The organism is Marinicrinis lubricantis, from assembly GCF_042658665.1.
Taxonomy (GTDB): Bacteria; Bacillota; Bacilli; order Paenibacillales; family KCTC-33676; genus Marinicrinis; species Marinicrinis lubricantis.
On the sequence record NZ_JBHSQV010000185.1, the window covers coordinates 1 to 19,310 of the forward strand.

The 19,310-nt window shown below is 45.9% G+C and carries 19 protein-coding genes; 4 read left to right on the top strand and 15 right to left on the bottom strand.

Annotated elements, in window-relative coordinates; genetic code table 11:
• Positions 1 to 463: 463 nt before the first annotated feature.
• From ACFPXP_RS20560 to ACFPXP_RS20605, 10 genes are all read right to left on the bottom strand, one after another.
• Complete coding sequence (locus ACFPXP_RS20560) at positions 464 to 1,267, bottom strand: alpha/beta hydrolase (RefSeq protein ID WP_379896306.1); 804 nt, start codon at positions 1,265 to 1,267, stop codon at positions 464 to 466.
• 128 nt (positions 1,268 to 1,395) lie between these two features.
• Entirely contained in the window at positions 1,396 to 2,589 is a 1,194-nt protein-coding gene (locus ACFPXP_RS20565; protein WP_379896308.1) for an AraC family transcriptional regulator, read from the bottom strand.
• 188 nt (positions 2,590 to 2,777) lie between these two features.
• Positions 2,778 to 3,731 carry an ABC transporter ATP-binding protein gene (locus ACFPXP_RS20570; protein ID WP_379896310.1) on the bottom strand — a complete coding sequence of 318 codons (954 nt, stop codon included), beginning with the start codon at positions 3,729 to 3,731 and terminating at the stop codon, positions 2,778 to 2,780.
• Positions 3,728 to 4,723 carry an ABC transporter ATP-binding protein gene (locus tag ACFPXP_RS20575; RefSeq protein ID WP_379896311.1) on the bottom strand — a complete coding sequence of 332 codons (996 nt, stop codon included), beginning with the start codon at positions 4,721 to 4,723 and terminating at the stop codon, positions 3,728 to 3,730. The genes ACFPXP_RS20570 and ACFPXP_RS20575 overlap by 4 nt, the downstream gene beginning before the upstream one ends.
• A 12-nt stretch (positions 4,724 to 4,735) precedes the next feature.
• Positions 4,736 to 5,662: an ABC transporter permease gene (locus ACFPXP_RS20580; protein ID WP_379896312.1), complete on the bottom strand. Its 927-nt coding sequence runs from the start codon at positions 5,660 to 5,662 to the stop codon at positions 4,736 to 4,738.
• 2 nt (positions 5,663 to 5,664) lie between these two features.
• Positions 5,665 to 6,600, bottom strand: coding sequence for an ABC transporter permease (locus ACFPXP_RS20585; RefSeq protein ID WP_379896313.1), 936 nt, complete (start codon positions 6,598 to 6,600; stop codon positions 5,665 to 5,667).
• A 184-nt stretch (positions 6,601 to 6,784) separates the two neighbouring features.
• Positions 6,785 to 8,446 (bottom strand): peptide ABC transporter substrate-binding protein, encoded by a 1,662-nt coding sequence (locus ACFPXP_RS20590; protein ID WP_379896314.1) that lies wholly within the window; start codon positions 8,444 to 8,446, stop codon positions 6,785 to 6,787.
• 274 nt (positions 8,447 to 8,720) lie between these two features.
• Complete coding sequence (locus ACFPXP_RS20595) at positions 8,721 to 9,107, bottom strand: DUF3397 domain-containing protein (protein WP_379896315.1); 387 nt, start codon at positions 9,105 to 9,107, stop codon at positions 8,721 to 8,723.
• A 12-nt stretch (positions 9,108 to 9,119) separates the two neighbouring features.
• Entirely contained in the window at positions 9,120 to 10,085 is a 966-nt protein-coding gene (locus ACFPXP_RS20600) for a ketopantoate reductase family protein (protein WP_379896316.1), read from the bottom strand.
• Between the two features lie 114 nt (positions 10,086 to 10,199).
• Complete coding sequence (locus ACFPXP_RS20605) at positions 10,200 to 10,859, bottom strand: RsfA family transcriptional regulator (protein WP_379896317.1); 660 nt, start codon at positions 10,857 to 10,859, stop codon at positions 10,200 to 10,202.
• Between the two features lie 403 nt (positions 10,860 to 11,262).
• Between ACFPXP_RS20605 and ACFPXP_RS20610 the strand changes: the two genes are divergently transcribed.
• From ACFPXP_RS20610 to ACFPXP_RS20620, 3 genes are all read left to right on the top strand, one after another.
• Positions 11,263 to 11,493 carry a DUF2626 domain-containing protein gene (locus ACFPXP_RS20610; protein WP_379896318.1) on the top strand — a complete coding sequence of 77 codons (231 nt, stop codon included), beginning with the start codon at positions 11,263 to 11,265 and terminating at the stop codon, positions 11,491 to 11,493.
• A gap of 192 nt (positions 11,494 to 11,685) precedes the next feature.
• Entirely contained in the window at positions 11,686 to 12,627 is a 942-nt protein-coding gene (locus ACFPXP_RS20615) for a hypothetical protein (RefSeq protein ID WP_379896319.1), read from the top strand.
• Positions 12,628 to 12,759: 132 nt separating this feature from the next.
• Positions 12,760 to 13,893, top strand: a complete 1,134-nt coding sequence (locus ACFPXP_RS20620; protein WP_379896321.1) for a coiled-coil domain-containing protein — start codon at positions 12,760 to 12,762, stop codon at positions 13,891 to 13,893.
• Here ACFPXP_RS20620 and ACFPXP_RS20625 read toward each other — a convergent pair.
• Together ACFPXP_RS20625 and ACFPXP_RS20630 are read right to left on the bottom strand one after the other, a co-directional pair.
• Complete coding sequence (locus ACFPXP_RS20625) at positions 13,890 to 15,158, bottom strand: extracellular solute-binding protein (RefSeq protein WP_379896322.1); 1,269 nt, start codon at positions 15,156 to 15,158, stop codon at positions 13,890 to 13,892. The two genes, ACFPXP_RS20620 and ACFPXP_RS20625, sit on opposite strands and share 4 nt — an antisense overlap.
• A 148-nt stretch (positions 15,159 to 15,306) precedes the next feature.
• Positions 15,307 to 16,638, bottom strand: coding sequence for a PhoH family protein (locus ACFPXP_RS20630; protein WP_379896324.1), 1,332 nt, complete (start codon positions 16,636 to 16,638; stop codon positions 15,307 to 15,309).
• An 88-nt stretch (positions 16,639 to 16,726) separates the two neighbouring features.
• On the opposite strand from ACFPXP_RS20630, the gene ACFPXP_RS20635 reads away from it, so the two are divergent.
• Positions 16,727 to 17,272: a YhcN/YlaJ family sporulation lipoprotein gene (locus ACFPXP_RS20635; RefSeq protein WP_379896325.1), complete on the top strand. Its 546-nt coding sequence runs from the start codon at positions 16,727 to 16,729 to the stop codon at positions 17,270 to 17,272.
• A 74-nt stretch (positions 17,273 to 17,346) separates the two neighbouring features.
• Here the strand turns inward: ACFPXP_RS20635 and ACFPXP_RS20640 are convergent, their stop codons facing one another.
• The 3 genes from ACFPXP_RS20640 to ACFPXP_RS20650 form a co-directional block, all read right to left on the bottom strand.
• On the bottom strand, positions 17,347 to 17,559 hold the full coding sequence (locus tag ACFPXP_RS20640) for a hypothetical protein (protein ID WP_379896327.1): 213 nt from the start codon (positions 17,557 to 17,559) through the stop codon (positions 17,347 to 17,349).
• Positions 17,560 to 17,630: 71 nt separating this feature from the next.
• Positions 17,631 to 18,713, bottom strand: coding sequence for an LCP family protein (locus tag ACFPXP_RS20645; protein ID WP_379896328.1), 1,083 nt, complete (start codon positions 18,711 to 18,713; stop codon positions 17,631 to 17,633).
• Positions 18,714 to 18,892: 179 nt separating this feature from the next.
• Entirely contained in the window at positions 18,893 to 19,285 is a 393-nt protein-coding gene (locus ACFPXP_RS20650) for a YlaH-like family protein (RefSeq protein ID WP_379896330.1), read from the bottom strand.
• Between the last annotated feature and the right edge of the window lie 25 nt (positions 19,286 to 19,310).

Below are 19,310 nucleotides of genomic sequence, written 5' to 3' on the forward strand. Positions count from 1 at the left end.
TCCAGCTTCCTTCAGATTCCGCCTCGCGGCGGACACCCTTGCTCTTGGCTAACGGTAGGTGTTCGCCAACCCCCGCTCGGGACTTTCACCCTAGAGATGACGCCCATGCTGGGCGTACATCAAAAAAGGCCTGACACCGTGTTAGGTGTTCAGGCTTTTTTGGTTTCGTAACAACCGTTTATTAAAAGCAGAAGTAAAGTCAAAATTATTGCCTCCAGCATGCCCTGCACCAACTACCACACACGTCTTTTCCTTCAACATAACCATCCCCTTGTCTCTATTTGCACATACAACGATATAGGAGATCGATTTGTGACATGACTTTAATAAATCATTGCAGCATTCGATGATTTCATGGAAAAAGGCCAGCTCTTATGATAAAGCTGACCTGGTCACACGATGGACTTTATTCCTGTTTTCAAAAAACAACCTAAGCTTTCGCGGGCTTAGGTTGTCAGCGTCTTTAAGACGACAGCGCAAATTTAAGCGTCCGGCTGATCGCAGCCGGCAGCACGCTGACGTGTCCCTCACACTCAAACATCGCAAACTCCGCATGTATGGAGGAAGAATACTGCAAGCCTACAGCTAATTGCTTTGCATCATTCACCATATGTTCCCGCTCGTCCTCGCCAACCATGATCAGCAGCTTGGGAGTGTCTCTCTTCCCAGCATATGCCGACTCAAAAATTGTTTTTTCTTGCAATATCGCCTGCCCATTCCACCATATCGACGGGCTGCCTGCCGCATAATATTGAAAGCCGGAAGGACGAGTGAAAAGAGCATGAAGAACAAACAACCCGCCTAAGGAATGTCCAAAGATCGTTTGCCGAGCGTGATCGATTGGAAACGACCTCGAAAGCTCCGGCTTCAATTCCCTCTCAATAAAATCAAGAAAATGATCCGCTCCGCCATTCTCAGGCCATGGGCTGCCGTTCGGCCGCAGCGGCAAATTCTCAGCCGGTGCCGGCATCGTGAAGTCGTAACAACGCCGCTGCATGTCAAACAACTGGCCCGATGGATAACCAATCCCAATCATGACGACGGGATCATAGCCGTGCGGCTTTCGGGTCTGTACCCGAGCAGCCTGTGCGAACGTATCGAATACCGCATCTCCGTCCAACGCATAAATGACGGGATAACCTTCGCGCGGCGGAGAATCATGCGGCAGAGCAATCATAATCCGGTATGCAAGCTGGCGGTGGTTGGACCTCATGACCACTTCAAAGCACCCGTCCACAGAGCGTCTGACCATCTTTTCTCTGATCATAGCGAAATCAACTCCTATACATCATCCATCACTTTGTTGTATGTGACCAGTCCACTGCCGGTCCAATATCGGGCACTCACCTCATATATGTAAGCCCCTCTTGTGATAATCATTCTCATTGATGAAGATTATAGAACAGAAGGGTTCGTTCGGCCATGGAGTTTCTCCGTAAGTTGACTTGGACAATATCCGGTATACAGCAGAAGAAGTTCATCGAGCATGCGATCGACAGCCGATGCTGAATATTCGCACCATGGATCGGAAGGAATCACATTAACACAGCCTTTAGAAACCGCCTTCAGCTTCTGCCACTGCGATGCATGCTGTAGCATCAGCCAAAATGTGCGCGAAGCGGATTCATTGCAGACTAACACCAGCAGCCGGTCTGGATCTAACCTTTTCAACTCATCTAACGTCAAAGGCAGATTATGCGGCGCTTCGCATGGATAGACACATTTTAACCCTAATTGCTGATACAAAATCTCCTGCATGCCTTGATTGCAGTACAAATAAAGGTCGTTGCCATATACACGAAGGATCGCAAGCTGCTCATCTCCTAAAGCGTGTGAGACTTTTTTGCGTGCCACCAGCAACTTCTGCTCAAATCGCTCAATCCATGCTTCAGCTTTCTCCTCTTTCTGAATAAATGCAGCAATCTGACGAAGCTGTTCCTTCCACGTTACTTGAGAAGAAACGAATAGTATTGGTGCAATTCGGGACAGCTTTTGTTTGATTTTATCCGACAGCATGTCCGTAGCAATGACCGCGTCCGGACCGATCTTGCTCATATCGTCTTCTTCCCAATGCCTCTCTCTGTAAACGAAATGCGTCTCAATATGTGCCCCGTGCACTTGATAGTAATAAGGTGTCCATTTGGGATCCAGGGGAGCGGCGATGGGAATGGTGTCTAGTGCTAGCAGCTGACCCATCAAAGCAGGAGAGCAAACTGCAATCCGCTTTTTCGAATGCTGGATGAAAGCGGACGGCGGAATGCCAACTTCCTTTTTGAATTTTCTGCTGAAATAAAACTCATCGCTATAGCCAACGAGCTGGGCAATTTCCCGGATCCGATAATTAGACTCCGTTAAATAGCGTTTCGCCCGATTCATCCTTAACGCCGTCAAATATTTGAGAGCACTGTAACCGAACGTTTTTTTGAACAAATCAACGAAATATTTAGGGCTTACACCTGCCATTTGCGCCAAAGATTCGACCGTTAAAGCTTGATCGTAATGCTCTTCTATATAATGATGAATCTTCATCATATTCGCTCGTGTACTTCCGCTTGTTTCTTCTTTAGAACGTTGTTCATATGGATACATCCTACACCCCGCCTATGACCACTTTTCCGATGAAATCATCATACGGTAAATTTTTCATCTTATGAACATTTTATCAATAATGATAATCATTATCAATTAATAAATGGGTCATTTTTTATTCATCCCCTCCAGCTGTCGAACAAAAAATAACCCGAACCAAAAGGTTCAGGTTATTTGCATGAAATCCATTACTCCGCATAATGGCATGCTGTGTAGTGTCCCGGTCTCACTTCTCTGAATGACGGTACCTCGTTCGCACACTTCTCTGTTGCCAGCGGACAACGCGTGCGGAACGGACAACCGCTTGGTGGATTGATCGGGCTTGGCAGATCGCCGCTAAGCACGATCTTCTCACGCTGAGCAGTTGGATCCGGAACTGGAATCGCCGACATGAGTGCCTTCGTGTACGGATGCAGTGGATTGCTATAGAGCTCCTCGCTATCCGCAAGCTCGACCATCTTCCCCAAATACATGACAGCAACGCGATCACTGATATGCTTCACCATCGCCAAATCATGGGCAATGAACAAGTAGGTAAGGCCGAATTTCTTCTGCAATTCCATGAGCAGGTTCACGACCTGTGCCTGAATGGATACGTCCAAAGCGGAAATCGGCTCATCGCAAATGATGAATTTCGGATTGACCGCAAGTGCACGGGCAATTCCGATCCGCTGTCTTTGTCCGCCAGAAAATTCATGGGGATAACGCGTCGCATGATCCGGATTTAATCCCACGAGATCGAGCAGTTCCTCGATACGCGCTTTCCGTTCCTTCTTATTTTTCGCCAAATGATGAATATCCAATGCTTCACCGATAATATCGGAAACCGTCATGCGCGGATTTAAGGAAGCATACGGATCTTGAAAAATCATTTGAATGTCTCTTCTTAATTCCTTCATTTTACCGGGTTTGAGCTGATAAATATCTTGACCCTCGAAGATCATCTCCCCTGCCGTCGGCTCGTACAGCCGCAGCATGGTTCGACCCACCGTCGACTTACCGCATCCGGATTCACCGACCATGCCGAGAGTTTCACCTTTAGCAATCGTAAAGCTGACATCGTCGACCGCCTTTAAGGTCTGGCCGTTCCCTACATTAAAATGTTTTTTTAGATGATTCACTTCGATAAGAGGCTGACTCATGCTTGCTTCACCTCCTGTGCCATCGGATCAAGCAGCCAGCATCTTGCTTTCTGCGTTCCGCTGACTTCATAGAAATCAGGGTCATGATCCTTACATACCTTCATCGCCATATCGCAGCGATCACAGAAACCGCAGCCTGCTGGAGGCTTAATCAAATCAGGCGGAGTCCCCAAAATTGGAACCAGCTTCTCATCCTTCTTTTGATCCAAGGAAGGAACGGAGCGAAGCAAGCCTTTCGTATACGGATGCTTCGGATTGCGGAAAATCTCCTCAATCGTTCCCTCTTCAACCACTTTACCGGCGTACATAACGATAACCCGGTCGCAAAGCTCTGCCACCACACCCAGATCGTGGGTAATCATAATAATGGACGTGCCCATCTGCTGCTGCAAATCCTTCATCACTCTCAATATCTGAGCCTGAATCGTCACGTCGAGCGCCGTCGTCGGCTCATCGGCGATCAGCAGCGAAGGATCACAAGCTAAGGCGATCGCGATCATCGCTCTTTGTCTCATCCCGCCCGAAAATTCATGCGGATATTGATTCAGCCGCTTATCCGGATTCGGAATACCGACCAAACGCAGCATTTCAACCGCGCGCGCTTTTGCATCCTTGGCCGACATATTTTTATGCTTTATTAAGCTCTCCATAATTTGACTGCCTATGGTAAGGGTAGGGTTCAATGAGGTCATCGGATCTTGGAAGATCATCCCCATTTCCTTTCCCCGAATTTTTTGCATTTGTTTCTCATTATGATGAATTATTTCTTCACCTTTGAAGCGGATCGAACCGCTTCTCATGATGGCAGGCGGCGTAGGAATCAGTTTCATGATGGATTGAGCCGTAACACTTTTACCACAGCCCGATTCCCCAACGATGCCCACTGCCTCCCCTTTATCAACGTGGAAGGAAACGCCGCGAACAGCCTTTACCTCCCCGCCGCGGACCTGAAAGGACACTTGCAAATCATCAACCTCTAACAAGCGTTCCATAGGATCCACCTCCTATTTCTTCATTTTCGGATCAAATGCGTCTCGTAATCCGTCCCCTAATATATTAAACGCCAACATCGTTAAACTAATAAAGAATGCCGGGAAGAACAATCTCCAAGGATAATATGTCCATCCGGAAATCGCGTCGCTGATCATCGTTCCCCAAGATGCGCTAGGAGAGCGAACTCCCAATCCAAGAATGCTTAGGAATGCCTCCGCGAAAATGGAGGAAGGAACGGTCAGCGTGAGCGTAACGATAATCGGTCCCATTGCGTTCGGAATCAAATGTCTAAACAAAATACGTCCTGCACCAGCGCCGAGTGAACGGGACGCCAGTACATATTCTTGGTTTTTGAGCTGCATAATTTGGCCGCGGACAATCCACGCCATATTGACCCAGCCCGTAATGGATAAAGCAAGAACGACGGTGTATAAGCTCGGTTCCATAACGACCAGCAATAAAATAACAACCAGCAAATATGGAATTGCATATAAAATTTCTGCAAACCGGTTCATAATGTTATCGACACGTCCGCCGAAGTAACCCATCATTCCACCGTAAATGACGCCGAAGCAGAGGTCGATTAAAGCGGCAAAAATACCTACTCGAAGTGAAATCGATGCGCCTACCCATGTTCTTGAAAACATGTCCCGGCCAAGATCGTCCGTACCAAACCAATATTCGGATGAAGGGGGTTGGTTCGTCATTTGCAAATTGTTAGAAGCTGGATCATGCGGTGAAATAATCGGTCCCAGAATAGCCATCACGACCAAAATCGCAAGGATCCAAAAGCTGACCACTGCCGGCTTATTTGATTTCACCCGTTCGTAAGCATCCCGCCAAGCAGAGACACTTTCCCGTTTGATCGCTTCAGACGGCCCGTTTTGCGTAAGCTTCGTAAAATCATCCGGCGTTAACTGGATTTTGGAATCTGCCACGGTTACCCCTCCTTCCTGCTCGTCAGTTTAATTCTTGGATCAACAAAGCCGTAAGCTACATCCGTCAAAAATCTAGCAATCATCAATATGATGCCGTAAAAAATCGTCATTCCCATAATCATCGTGTAGTCGCGGTTAGATACACTATCGACAAAGTGCTTGCCGAGACCCGGAATACCGAAAATCCGCTCGATCACGACGGAGCCCGTTATAATATTCGTTGTCATCGGACCTAGATAAGTCACGACAGGAAGAATCGCATTTTTCAGCGCATGGCGAATCATAACGACCTTTTGGGAAAGCCCCTTCGATTTTGCGGTTTTAATATAATCGGAGCTCAGCACCTCCAGCATTGTCGAACGGGTTAGACGCGCGATAAAGGCAATCGGCATCGCGGACAGTGCAATGACCGGCATAATGTAATCCGTCGCAGAATCAAGTCCGGCCACACTGAGAAACTGCCATTTCACACCAAACAAATACTGCATAATATAGGCGAGTACGAAGCTCGGAACAGATACGCCGAGCACGGCGACAATCATCGTAAAGCTGTCCAAAAACTTGCGGTGCTTAAGCGCTGCAATCATGCCAAGCAGCAAGCCGACCGCCACGGAAACGATAATGGCCACAATCCCCAGTTTTAAGGAATAAATAAATGCGTCCTCAATGATTCCCCCTACCGTCTGGAATTTCTTTTTCATCGACACGCCGAGATCAAAATGCAAAAATACATTTTTCATATACGTCACATACTGCTCGAACAGCGGCTTATCCAATCCGTACTGAGCATAAAGATTTTGACGGATAGATTCCGGTACTTCCTTTTCCGACATAAATGGATCGCCCGGAATAGCCTTCATCAAGAAGAACGTGATGGTCGCCAGGACGAGAATGGATACCACCATGAAGACGAACTTCTTGGCCAAATATCTCAACATGCTTTCCACCTCCCAATCTAAAATACAAAGAATTAATATTATCGCTCGAATTTTATGTTGTACGATCGCAAATCAAGGAAGAATGAACTTTACCGGCAAAGGGTGAGCCGGAGAATGCAAAAACGGGATATATATGGGGACCACATATATCCCGTTCCGCTCAAAAATCATGGTTTGCTACAAATTACTTCTCAATGGAGCCGCGAGTAAAGTCAATGTTACCGGAATAATCGATAACGACATTCTTCACATAATCTTGTTGCAACCAAATTCCTGTGTAATAGTAGATTGGAAGGATGGCCATGTTGTCTTCAATCAGAATTTTTTCTGCTTTTGCCATAGCATCCATGCGTACTTGTGGATCGTCCGTTGAATATGCTTCTTGAACCAGCGCGTCATATTCCGCGTTGTTAAAGCCGATATCGTTGTTGCCGCTCGTAGAAGTAAACATATCGATGAACGTCATCGGATCGTTATAGTCTGCACCCCAACCTGCACGTGAAACTTGGTAGTTCAAGCTCGTACGGGTTTGAAGGAACACGCCCCACTCTTGAGAGTCAAGCTCTACTTCAATGCCAAGATTCTTTCTCCACATATCTGCAATCGCTTCAGCGATTTTCTTATGTCCGTCGCCAGGCGTATTGTACAGAATGTTAACCGTTGGCAGCTTGTCCAAACCTTTTTCAGCCAAACCTTCGGCCAAAAGTTTTTTCGCTTCCTCTACATTCTCTTCAAAATATTTGTCTGGGTATTCCTCACGGAATTCACCATTTTGACCTTGAATACCAGGGGAAACCATTCCGAATGCAGGAAGCTGGTCACCTTTCGTCACGTTATCGATGATCGCTTGACGGTCAATCGCCATCGATAACGCTTTACGGATTTTCACGTTGTCAAACGGCTCTTCGGCATTATTGAAATTATAGTAATAAGTACTTGCAATCCCTTTAATTTGCAGATTAGCTTCTGGGTCGTCTTTCAACGCAGGAATTTGATCCGTCGGAATTTCACCGTTCGGACGGCCTGCCCAATCCAATTCACCCGTTTGGTACATGCTCAATTCTGTAATGGCATCCTCGACCATGCTCATTTGCACTTTTGTCAAATGCACTTGATCCGCTTCAAAAAAGTCTGGGTTTTTCGTCAAAACAATTTTGTCGCCATGAGACCATTCACTGATATTGAATGCGCCGTTGGTTACCATCTTTTCAGCGTCGGCTGCAAAGTTAGGGTTTTCGCTAACGTGCTTTTCATTCAGAGGATAGTAAGTAAAGAAGGATACGAGACTTTCAAAATAAGGTGTTGGAGCGTTCAGCTCAACAGTAAGCTCGTAATCACCCGTAGCCTTAACCCCTACTTGGTCAGCATCCGCAATGTCACCCGCGTTGTACTCAGCACCATTTTTCAGGTAGTACAGCTGATAGGCATAAGGAGATGCAGTCTCAGGTGCCAGAGCGCGCTTCCAAGCAAATTCAAAATCAGACGCTTTGACAGGTTCGCCGTTGCTCCATTTTACATCTTCACGAAGCTTGAATACGTAAGTTAATCCGTCTTTGGAAACATCCCATTTCTCAGCAACGGCTGGAACGACATTCCCTTCAGCATCGATGCGAGTCAGACCTTCATAGATCGCTCTCAATACCGTGAAGGATGTGTTGTCTTGAGCAATACCTGGATCCAAAGATGGAGGATCAGAGCTGAGATTGATGCGGAATACTTGCTCGGCACCTTCGGAGGTTTCTTCTCCGTTGCCTGTATTCCCATTATTGTTGTTGCTGCCGCAGCCTGCCAACACAGTTCCCATTACAAGAATGAAGGCAAGCAGGGTAAAAATCCCCTTTTTCATTCATTTTCCTCCTCATCTTTAATTGCGGTCTTGTCCACAAATATCAAATATATTTGACCACCTGTTAATAAATATATATATTTTGTGTAAAAACTGCAAGTAACATTTTCTTACTTTGAAACTTCTATTTCATTCGAATTTCAACATAAATCGACATTTTCCACCATCTCTTCACCACCTTTTTCCTATTGTCGGCTTACATCATTCAGACACTATATGTCATATTTTAGCCAAAAAAAAACTGCTCTTCATAGGAGCAGCTGTTTAGTTCCATTTATATGACTCGAACACTTTGAATGAACGCGGCAAGCATGAACAATATGTAAAATACACTTAATAGTAAAAAGCCAATACGCCAGACCGCCCTTATAATTCTTTGCAGATTCACTTTCCCTTTCAATCGGGATTGGGCGCCGCCTACTAAGCCGATCGCAAGAACCATAAACAACAACAATATGTATATCCCCTGAATCTCTGTTCCAATCAGCGTATCGTATAGACCGGATACAGAAATGGCCAAGAAGGCCGTCGTCACATCCATGGCCAGACTGACCGCCTTCTTCTGATTGTTCCAGAGGCGCTTTGCAATGTACCATGCGCAAATAAAAGGTATAAATGGAAACATGGCTAAAAAGACAACAATATTCACAATAAACTCCATACCGACCCGCCTTTAATCTGATTTTGGTTTTGTATGGACGGTTTCAAGCCCTTTGACTAAGCTGTACAGCATTTGGTGTGTCGGGACTTCAATGCCATGCTCACTGGCTTTTTCTATAATAAAACCATTCATCCAATCCAACTCTGTCGGTCTCCCGTTCATCAAGTCCTGAAGCGTAGATGAATAGTTTTGCGATGTTTGCTTACAAACGTCCTCCACGTAATCCCATAGATTCAGCGGGAGATGGATATATTCTGCCTCCGCCACTGCCGTGACTTCCCTATACAATTGTTTCATCACGCGCTGCAGGTCATCACTTTCAAGCAAAGACCCGTTCCGAATCTTGAGGATCGCAGTTAATGGATTAATAATGGCATTTACCGTCAGCTTTCGCCACAATTCTTCGATAATATTATTCGACAGCGCCGCCCTTAATCCTGCTTTTTCCAGCTTTTCGATGAGCGAAAATGCCCTGCTTTTTTCATTGGAAGAAAGCTCTAAAGGCGCTGTGGAACGACCGATGCTTGTCCGTCCTCGACCAGTATACTTTATATGACCTATACCCAGCCTGAGCGATGCTTCCGTCGTGACGGCCAGCCAATGCATACCCGGAATTTGTGCTTGTATAACATCCATGGCCCTCATTCCATTTTGAAGCCATACCCAATTCGAATTAGGGTGCGCAGTCTTGCGAAATAGTTCCAACAGCTGATCTTGAATATGATGCTGCTTTACAGTAATCAGCACCCATTCCGGGGGCTGTTCCATTACTTTTTCAATATATGCTCCATCAGTTGGGACCGAACTCAATCGTACGACCGAGCCTGCATCTTCGTCTTCGATTCGAATTCCCGCTTCGGATATATACGACGCTTGCTCCATACTCCTAACGGCTAACAGCACCTGTGACGCATTTTGAGAAGCGAGCCTTGCCGCATACAGCATCCCGATCGCTCCTCCTCCGATAACATGAATCATATGAAATCCTCCCCTTTTGTAGTATACAACGGATTGCAGCTGTAAAATAGCAAATGCTCAAGAAAACAGGACCTTCCTTTGTCCTCAAGAGTCAAAGGAAGGTCCTGTTTTCAACTAATCTATTCGTTCCAAATTGCCATTGGCATCCATTTTGAACCGAGGCTTATGCTCATCGTCATCTTCTGCTAAAAGCGCGAGCTTTCTTGCCCTGTCCATAATCTGTATCAGCGCTTTGTAGTCCTCGTTGACGACTTGATAATCACTCTTCACTTCGTTAACTTGACTTCGGAGCACTGCATTCTCCTTCTTCAATTCTTCTAACTGTTCCCCTTTTTCCTTCAATTCTTTTTCATATTGCTTCAGCTGCCGCGTCACTTCCTGATAGTTTGCTTTGAACTGACGCAAATATCGAATGATCCCCTCTATAGAAACCGCGTCATCCTGAACGGCGTCACTCGATTTGTAAGGAGCTGCATCGATCTGATTCGTCGCGACCAACACATCTGATTCCGAGGTATGCTGTTCAGATCCGTGTTTCTTTTGTTTATTTCGTTTTTGTCTCTGCGCTTTAGCGATCTGAATCGCTGTTTCATATTTTTTGCGAACGAAGCTATTCCAGCGAAACCCGCATGCTGCAGCGGTTCTGCCGATTCGTTCCCCTACTTCTTCAAAGGCAGCTAACTGCGTGCCCCCTTCTCTGATTTGGCGAAGGGTGACCTCGGCCAATATCAGGTCATCATCTGGTGTCCAAGCATCTTGACGTGCTGCAGTCATCTTAGTTTGTAACCTCCTATTTAAAAATCATTCATCTCATCATTTCATAGATCAGGCAGCGAGCCATTTATGTCTGTAACCTCTCGCGCCAATCAGAATTCGCTGACGGACCGCTTAGCATCAGCTCAAATACACCTGTAATAATCTTTATGCCGATACTAGAGTTCATAGAATCTATTTCCCGTACTATTTTGTATTTCCAAAAAGGAGGATGAACATACATAGTTCTCATGAAAGTGGCCATCCTAAAAAGCAGAGGAAAGCGTAAATACAGGTCAGATGAGCATTTTGCAAAAAAAATTTGTCATTCTGTCACCTTCCACCCGTTTACACACTTTTCCTCAAAAGGTATAATGGATCATAAAGTACGCATAGAGATCATTGCAGAGAGGGGGATGCTCACATGGCACGCATGTTCAGAGTGCTTGGCTTTTGGACACTGGTTATCGGGCTGATGGCGCTTGCAGGTGATATGGTCGAGATGGCGCTGTTATTCTTCTTCCAAACTGCCGCGTTCGTCCTGCTGGGATACTTGAATTTGTCTGAAAGAGCCTACATGCTTATTTTCTGGGGTTACATGCTCGTCTGCTTTATGGGCTTCACATATTGGACATTCATAGGTATGACCGTGTAAACACATAACGAGTAAGCATGAAAGGCGGCTTCCATTCGAAGCCGCCTTTCTTAATGCATTGTCCCTCCAAGCTTTGTATAAAGACAGCGATAAAGAATATCGTTATAATAGGATATGTTGTTCAGGTGACGACTTAGATCGCACGGAAGTTGTACAATATAAGAATATGATAGAAGGAGTCCCGTCCAATTCATGAAAAAAACAACCATCGTCGTTCTGCTGTTCTCATTCGTTTCGTTGATCAGCGCATGCTCCGGTAAAGGAAACCAATATAAAGAAGAACTGATATTGGCCTTAGAAAACGATACCGTTCCGCAGCAATATCGTTTTGAGGGAGCATTGGATTACAATTTAAATCTAACAGGCATACAGCAGCAGCTTTCCGGAACGGACCAAAAGCTACCCCTGTTGCAAAGCTTCGAGAAAAGCCGTATCGAGTTTGCAGGAAAAACCGATCTGGAACAGACGAAGCTGGAGGCTGACATTCAATTTGAATCAGGTGATTTTGCCCTCTCCATCCCTTTCCTGATCCAAGATGAGCGGATGTATTTTCATATCCCTATGGTCAACGTGCAGGACGAGTATATGGCGGTTCCATTAGATGCTTCAGCCCGTGATCGGTCTGTAGATGCAACTTCAGTCATAAAAAATCTTCTTAAAGAGATCGTGCAAGAGATTAACGGAAAATGGTTTGAGGCAGATGAAAACACGGGAAACTCTGCAGAAGAACATACAAAGACGACCATAAGCATTGAAATTTCTAAAAAAAGCTGGCTGTCCATCATGCTGGACCTAAAGGGTGCTCTTCCTGATCTACTTGCTATATTAACCGATGAACAGTGGATTTCGGAAGAACAGGCAGACACTCTTGAACAACTTCTGACAAGCGACGAAATGATCGATTTCGTGAAAAACATAAAATTGACAAAACCCGGTCAACTCGCATTTACCATCGATGAAGAACATCAAATCTATGGCATCCAGCTGCAGCTTTACCTGAATGTAGATGGTGAAGAGCAGTATATCGATTTTCATTATGATTTAAGCGACTTTAACCAGCCTCCTGCCTTTGACAAACAGGTTCCTGAGCAAATCATTCGATACGAAGATTTGCTAAAGTTTATTCAGCCGTAGCCGTACAACTTGTACGGCTTTTTTTATGTCCCCTCACATATATTGGTTATAGCGAGCAACCCGAAAAAATAACCGTCCAAAATTTCTCAACCTGTGATAAGCTTATATATAGATTGGGGGACAACATGCAACATGTATGCGAGTACAATGAAAAAAGCCCGTAATGCAATCATCATGTGCTTCTGTCTTTTGATGATGCTGGTTCAAACATCGATGGTGTATGGTGAACCAGACAGCCTATCTGACGGAGACTCGGTTGAAATGTATCGGCACCTTCTGCAAAAAGGATTATCTGTTTACGAAATCGATCGAGAATTAGTGCGTCTTGAAAACAAACAGCAGGAAATTCAGCGGGAAATGGAAGAGATTAAGGTGCAGATCGGTAAGCAGCAGCAGGCGATGGAGATCATACAAGAGCAGGCCGGACAAGTCATCCGTTCGTACTATATGGGCCAGCGGGACTCGTTAATTGAAATTTTATTCTCAGCAGATAATTTGTCTGAACTGCTGGCAGCGATAGATTTTACACAGATGATTGTAAAGAATGACAGGCGCAGGCTCAATCAGTATGTAGAGGCACAGCATACGCTCAAAGAGGAAATGCAGCAGTTAAGTGATACAGAGCAGGAGCTTACCGCCATCAAGCAGCAGTTTCTCCTTCAAAGGGAGGAACAGCTCAAGCTTCAAACCGAAATCGCCCGCGAGCTTTCCGAGAACGAGCAGGCAGACCTCATTCAGCAGCAGATCGATGAGCTAAATCGAAGATGGGAGGAAACAGGACTTCCACTATTCGAAAAATATTTCGAAGCTTTAGCTGATGCGATGCAGGATTTGCCATCCGTGTTGGTGAACGATCCCAATAAGCTTCGGCGAGACGGCAGATATTTCGTCATCGAACTCACGGATGAGGAACTGAATGACTTTTTAAGAAACAATAATCCTATTTTCGAGCTGCTCAGCATTCGTTTTGCAAACGGACAAATGATTGCGGAAGGCAAGGCGGAGGATGCTGAAATATCCATTACAGGACAATATTCACTCATGACGGAGCCTGAGAACTTTGTCGACTTCACAGTGACCGAACTAAAATTCAATCAATTCATACTTCCGTCTTCCACCGCGGAACAATTGAAGGAAGAATACAACCTGGCATTTTATCCGTCACTTGTTTCCGATTCGGTTGAAGTTGAAGAGGTCACCTTAGAAGACGGCGTTCTCACTTTAAGAGTAAAAATTGATTTAAGGGAATGGTTGTTCTCATTTTAATTAATTATGGACTCTATGGCGCCAAATAATGCATTCGCTGAAATCTCACCTTCAGCAAACTTAGACCACATGACGGAGAAATCCGTCATTTTTTGTGCTGTCCCAGGCTTCCCTGGCAAAGATTGACCACGTTCTAATTCATCCCGAATCGGCTCCAGTGCATCTTTCCAATCCGCCTGCTCATATGCGCTTTTAAGTGTGGGAAACGCTCCTCCCGCATCGTAAAACTCCAGCTGTGCCTGAACGCTGGTGACCTGATTGAGCCACAAAAGCGCTTCTTCTTTAGCCTCCGAACCAGCTGTAACGACGAAGCTGTGGCCGCTCACGATTCCGCTGCTCCCGCCTTGCTCTGCGGCCGGCAGCGGACTGGATTGGAAAGAGGTGCTTTGCAGCAGGCGGACTTGACTGGCGGGAATCACCGTCAAAGCGAACTGCCCTTCCTCCAGCCATTCCTTTACATCCCCCGCTTCTACCCTGAACGAAGCAGCAGCATCCTCCCCCTCATGACTTGCCTGAATAAGGGATTCCAACTGCATTTCCGCGCTTTGCTGCTCTTTTTGCCACAAGACGTAATACGGCATTAAAAAATTCAGTATCGCTTTTGAGTCTTCAACTTGCAGAGAGATTACATGTCCATCTCCAACTGCATTTCCTGCAGCCAGGCTTTGAATATATTGGATCAACCCGTCCATTCTCTGCAAGTTCTCAGGGCTTATCCCAAATTGCTGCATGATCGGTTCATTGTATGCCAGCGCATACGGTTCTACATCTTTGGGTACGCCCCATGTATAGCCGTTCCATCGGAGTTGTGAAATCACGGCTGAGAAATGCTCCCGTTCTGAATGCATCGACAGCTCAGATGGAATATGTGTTAATAGTCCCATTGCCGCTAGATCATTAACCCAATCGTTCGGTACTAAAATGACATCGGAGGCTGTACCCAGCTGAAGCTGGTGGATCAATGCCTCTAATGACATCGGGTACGCCGTTTGCTCTAATTGTATTTGAATCTGAGGATATTCCTCTTCAAACTGCGTGGTGAGATGCTGCAGTACATCGAATTGTGATTCGGACAATGCGACGGAAGCTGTAAGCTGAACCGTCATTCCACCCGAAGGGACAGAATAAATGTGACGGGGAAAAGGCGAGTTGAAGGTGTCTGAATGGTTGTCAGATGTCGGCAAAGATTGCTGCAGCATAGAACCTGAAAATAGTATAAATATGATGAGGCAGCATACGGCTGCGATTCGGACTTTCCCTTGCACGATCCATCCCTCCATTAGCACCCTTGTCCTCTATATCATATCAAATATCAACGAACAACAGGTAAGGAATTTGTATAGTGTATAGCGCTTTCACACCTATTGACAAAAAGGCGCATCCCCTTTCATTAGAAGAGGATGCGCTTCTTGACTACAACAAATTGGAAGCGAGCTGAGCCAGATGTGACCGCTCACCGCGGAATAAAGTCACATGACCGCTGACGTTCTCCTGTTTAAACCTCTCTATGGCATAGGTCAAGCCATTGCTCTCTGCATCAAGATAAGGATGATCGATTTGCTCCGGATCGCCCATCAGCACAATTTTACTCCCTTCTCCGACCCTAGAAATAATCGTCTTTACCTCATGTCTTGTTAAGTTTTGGGCTTCGTCAATAATGATAAACTGACCTGGGATGGATCGTCCGCGAATATACGTGAGCGCTTCGACTTGAATACTGCTGAGTCCTGCTAATATTTTTTCAATATCTCCGTTCTTTTTCGTATCGAATAAATACTCTAAATTATCGTATATCGGCTGCATCCAAGGTCTGAGCTTTTCCTCTTTCTCCCCGGGCAAGTAGCCGATATCCTTCCCGACCGGAACGACCGGCCTCCCGATCAGAAGCTTCTTGTACCGGTGTTCGTCCTCAACCTTCATCAATCCTGCGGCTAAAGCAAGCAGCGTTTTGCCTGTTCCCGCTCTTCCCGATAAAGTTACTAGCGGGATATCATCATTCAGCAGCAGCTCTAAGGCCATTCTCTGCTGTGTGTTGCGAGCACCGATCCCCCACACGGGTTCGTTGCTTAAATACAGCGGCTCAAGCTTTTGGCCGTCCGTACTCACTTTAAGCAGAGCAGACTTGGACGTCCCCAGCTCATCTTTTAAAATAATAAATTCATGGGGAAGCAGCCTCACCTGCAGCTGAAGGCTTTCCACGCTCAGCATCCGGCATGAATAAAAATGATCTATAATGGACGGATGAACCGTGATCGTGCTGTATCCCGTATAGAAATCAGACACAGGCGCAAGCCGGTCTGACAAATAATCTTCAGCTATGAGTCCAAGCACATCCGCTTTGATGCGGACGAGCGTATCTTTACTGACAATCACAACCTGTTTGGGCTCCGGCTTCTCCTGCTCTTCCAAATGATAATTTAAAGCGACAGCCAAGATCCGGTTATCATTCGTCATTACGCCGAACGTTTCCTGCAGCCTAGAGAAGCTGCGATGATTGAGTTCCACCTTTAGCAGTCCTCCACGTTCCAGTATGACCCCATCATGAAGCCTGCCCTGATCTCTCAACCCATCCAACAGCCTGGATACATATCTCGCATTTCTGCCCACTTCATCCGCGTTTCTTTTTTTAGAATCGATTTCTTCCAATACTGCAGCGGGTATGATGACTTCATTATCGTCAAATGAATAAACCGCATTCGGATCATGAAGCAGCACATTCGTATCCAATACGTAAATCTTTTTCATTACCAGAGTCCTCCCCAGAAAGCACATATTTTTGTAACTGCAGGACAAACTAGGTTTACGAAATCGTAATGAAAGGATGTGATGCAGAGTGCGTTATGCTTTGGTCATTATGGCTCTGCTTACTTTATTCGGTTGCGGCAATGCTAACGAAGCTTCTCCTAATCAAGGCCAAGACGGGCAAAAAGTCCGTGTGAAACAGACCGTGCCGCCAAAGAAAGAAATTAAAGATGCTGAATCCGTAGCACAACGATTAGAGAGCATCGCTGAACAGGTCCCCGATGTCAACTCTGCCAACTGTGTTGTCTTTGGCGATACCGCGATCGTCGGTATCAACGTAAATCAGGATCTGGAGCGTTCCCGTGTCGGTACCGTTAAATATTCTGTCGCCGAAGCCTTGCGAAAAGACCCTTACGGGGTGCATGCTGTTGTGACCGCGGATATCGATATAAACGGCCGCTTAAAGGAGCTCCGCGACGAAATTAGAAAAGGCCGTCCGATTGCCGGATTTGCCGAGGAAATGGCAGACATTATGGGCCGCATCATTCCGCAAATGCCCAAAAATGTGTCGCCGTCACCCGGCAATGTCGAGCAGCGCAAAGAGGATCAGCAGAAGCTAAACCAAAAAAGCATGTAACTTGGACGACATTCACTCGCATCGTTCGACTTTCTCCTCCTTCATGGACACAAAAAGCCTAGCTGTTCGCACAGCTAGGCTTTTCTTATCGCAGAATGGATGATTTTGTCGAGTTTTCTCGCAGCGAATGGCTCACACTGGACTGTCTTCTCAACGTCAGAAGTCCATAAGGCGGCTTTGCAGGTTAACCATCCCTTCATGTCATCCAATTGATGATAAGGAACGAATGTTTCCTGATCTGCTTGAAGAGTGTGCATGTCGTTCTTTACGGCTGAGAGTACAGGCATGTTATGACGTCCTCCTCTATCCAACCTTTACCGACAGTATATCATAACAAAACTGCGGTGATCCATCGCTGTTATTGCCCATTCGCGGATTCGGACTCGGCATCCGTCCCGGTTTCTTCTGGAATGACGGTCTGCGCTTCGTCAGCTTGAAGCCGCTGCTTTAGCTTTTGTTTCGCTTCCTCGAATTTGACCGGATCCAGCTCGATATACGGACTCACCCATCGGCCTTCCAGCGGGATATATTCTATGTTATTGCTGCTAATGCCCGCATATGTCTGAATAATATCGATAATCTGGTTTTTCGGCAAATCGGTCTTCACATTATCGCCCACTGCATCCAGAAGTCCGCCTGCGCTCAGCACCACCGTCGGGGATTTAATTTTATCAATAATAGCTGAAAGCACTTGCTGCTGACGCTGATTGCGTTCTTGGTCGCTGGATGCGCCAGTTCCTCTATTCGATTTACGATAGCGGACGAAATCGAGTGCGTCTTGACCGTCTAATGTTTGCCATCCTGCTTTTAGATTAATATCCGTCCCATCTACGGTATCCACGTAACGCATATCTTGATCGACTTCAACATAAACACCGTCCAATGCGTCAACGACATCCTTGAACGCTTCAAAGTTGATCAGTACCGCATAATCCATCTCGATATCTAAAAATTCGCTAAAGATCGTTTTGACTTCGCCAAATTCACCTTCGCCGTATCCATTGTTTTTGGCGATCGAATAAAACGCATTGGCCTTCCATCCTTCAGAATAGCCGCTCGGATGAATGTACGTATCGCGGGGAATGGAAACCAGCGTAGCTGACTTCGTCTCTGGATTCATAGTGAGCGCCATAATCACATCCGTATTCATTAATCCTAGGCCCTCTCTTGAATCCAATCCGAGCAGTAGAATCGTCATCGGCTTGACGCTGGCCATCTCTTCTTCCGTCGCATCTTTCGCATTGTTTACCGTAATGTCATCCAACACTTGATTTGCCTTGTACCATAAATACCCTGCATATGCTCCTGCCGACAGAAGCAATAGTATAAATATGATCAGGACATACTTTAAAACTGTTTTGCCGCGTTTTTTCGGCTTCGACTTTTTGACCGCTTTATTCCCTCCGCGCGGAGGAAGAGGCTGAGTTGATTGTGTCGTCATTTGTCAGCACCTTTTTTCATTGTAAACTCATTTCATCCGCTTCACATCAGACGGTTCTAGGGATAGGAAGTATTCTGCCAAGGAGCAAGATAGAGAAATCGTCAAAAACAGCGTTATTTTGCACCCTCATCACATAAGACGCCTTGCAGCGATAAAAAGTTCAAGTATCAAAGGGGAAACTAATTATTCGATTGATTTCGTTTCTTCTGCAAATCCATGACAAAATAGCGTATGCGAAGCGTCAGCATCAGCCCCACCGCTACAGACAAGCTGTACACAATCGGCAGTGAAGAATCCGTTTCGAAAATGAGAAGCAGGAACGCCCCCAAGGCCAATAAAATATAAACAATAGCCTCCTTTAGAAGCGGCAGTTTGCGTGCACGGAACACCTTGTTATAGATATAAGCGATGAAGATAAAGATGATCAAATAGATCACCCAATTGTCCATCGTAATTCCAAACAGCCGATCCGTACCATAGTCCGGACCATATGCTCCGTTCTCCGTATCTCCGAACATAAACTTCTTGAAATTAAAATCCAAAATTTCCTCTTGTCCGTTTTGATTCTCCATACCGTTCCTCCTCTCCCAGCGAACC

Excerpts from the sequence above, each read along its gene's own strand:
- ACFPXP_RS20565 (WP_379896308.1), bottom strand. The coding sequence starts at position 2,589 with ATGTATCCATATGAACAACGTTCTAAAGAAGAAACAAGCGGAAGTACA.
- ACFPXP_RS20615 (WP_379896319.1), top strand. The coding sequence starts at position 11,686 with ATGAAAAAAACAACCATCGTCGTTCTGCTGTTCTCATTCGTTTCGTTG.
- ACFPXP_RS20620 (WP_379896321.1), top strand. The coding sequence starts at position 12,760 with ATGTATGCGAGTACAATGAAAAAAGCCCGTAATGCAATCATCATGTGC.
- ACFPXP_RS20610 (WP_379896318.1), top strand. The coding sequence starts at position 11,263 with ATGGCACGCATGTTCAGAGTGCTTGGCTTTTGGACACTGGTTATCGGG.
- ACFPXP_RS20585 (WP_379896313.1), bottom strand. The coding sequence starts at position 6,600 with ATGTTGAGATATTTGGCCAAGAAGTTCGTCTTCATGGTGGTATCCATT.
- ACFPXP_RS20600 (WP_379896316.1), bottom strand. The coding sequence starts at position 10,085 with ATGATTCATGTTATCGGAGGAGGAGCGATCGGGATGCTGTATGCGGCA.
- ACFPXP_RS20630 (WP_379896324.1), bottom strand. The coding sequence starts at position 16,638 with ATGAAAAAGATTTACGTATTGGATACGAATGTGCTGCTTCATGATCCG.
- ACFPXP_RS20560 (WP_379896306.1), bottom strand. The coding sequence starts at position 1,267 with ATGATCAGAGAAAAGATGGTCAGACGCTCTGTGGACGGGTGCTTTGAA.
- ACFPXP_RS20575 (WP_379896311.1), bottom strand. The coding sequence starts at position 4,723 with ATGGAACGCTTGTTAGAGGTTGATGATTTGCAAGTGTCCTTTCAGGTC.
- ACFPXP_RS20640 (WP_379896327.1), bottom strand. The coding sequence starts at position 17,559 with ATGCCTGTACTCTCAGCCGTAAAGAACGACATGCACACTCTTCAAGCA.
- ACFPXP_RS20595 (WP_379896315.1), bottom strand. The coding sequence starts at position 9,107 with ATGGAGTTTATTGTGAATATTGTTGTCTTTTTAGCCATGTTTCCATTT.
- ACFPXP_RS20570 (WP_379896310.1), bottom strand. The coding sequence starts at position 3,731 with ATGAGTCAGCCTCTTATCGAAGTGAATCATCTAAAAAAACATTTTAAT.
- ACFPXP_RS20605 (WP_379896317.1), bottom strand. The coding sequence starts at position 10,859 with ATGACTGCAGCACGTCAAGATGCTTGGACACCAGATGATGACCTGATA.
- ACFPXP_RS20650 (WP_379896330.1), bottom strand. The coding sequence starts at position 19,285 with ATGGAGAATCAAAACGGACAAGAGGAAATTTTGGATTTTAATTTCAAG.
- ACFPXP_RS20645 (WP_379896328.1), bottom strand. The coding sequence starts at position 18,713 with ATGACGACACAATCAACTCAGCCTCTTCCTCCGCGCGGAGGGAATAAA.
- ACFPXP_RS20590 (WP_379896314.1), bottom strand. The coding sequence starts at position 8,446 with ATGAAAAAGGGGATTTTTACCCTGCTTGCCTTCATTCTTGTAATGGGA.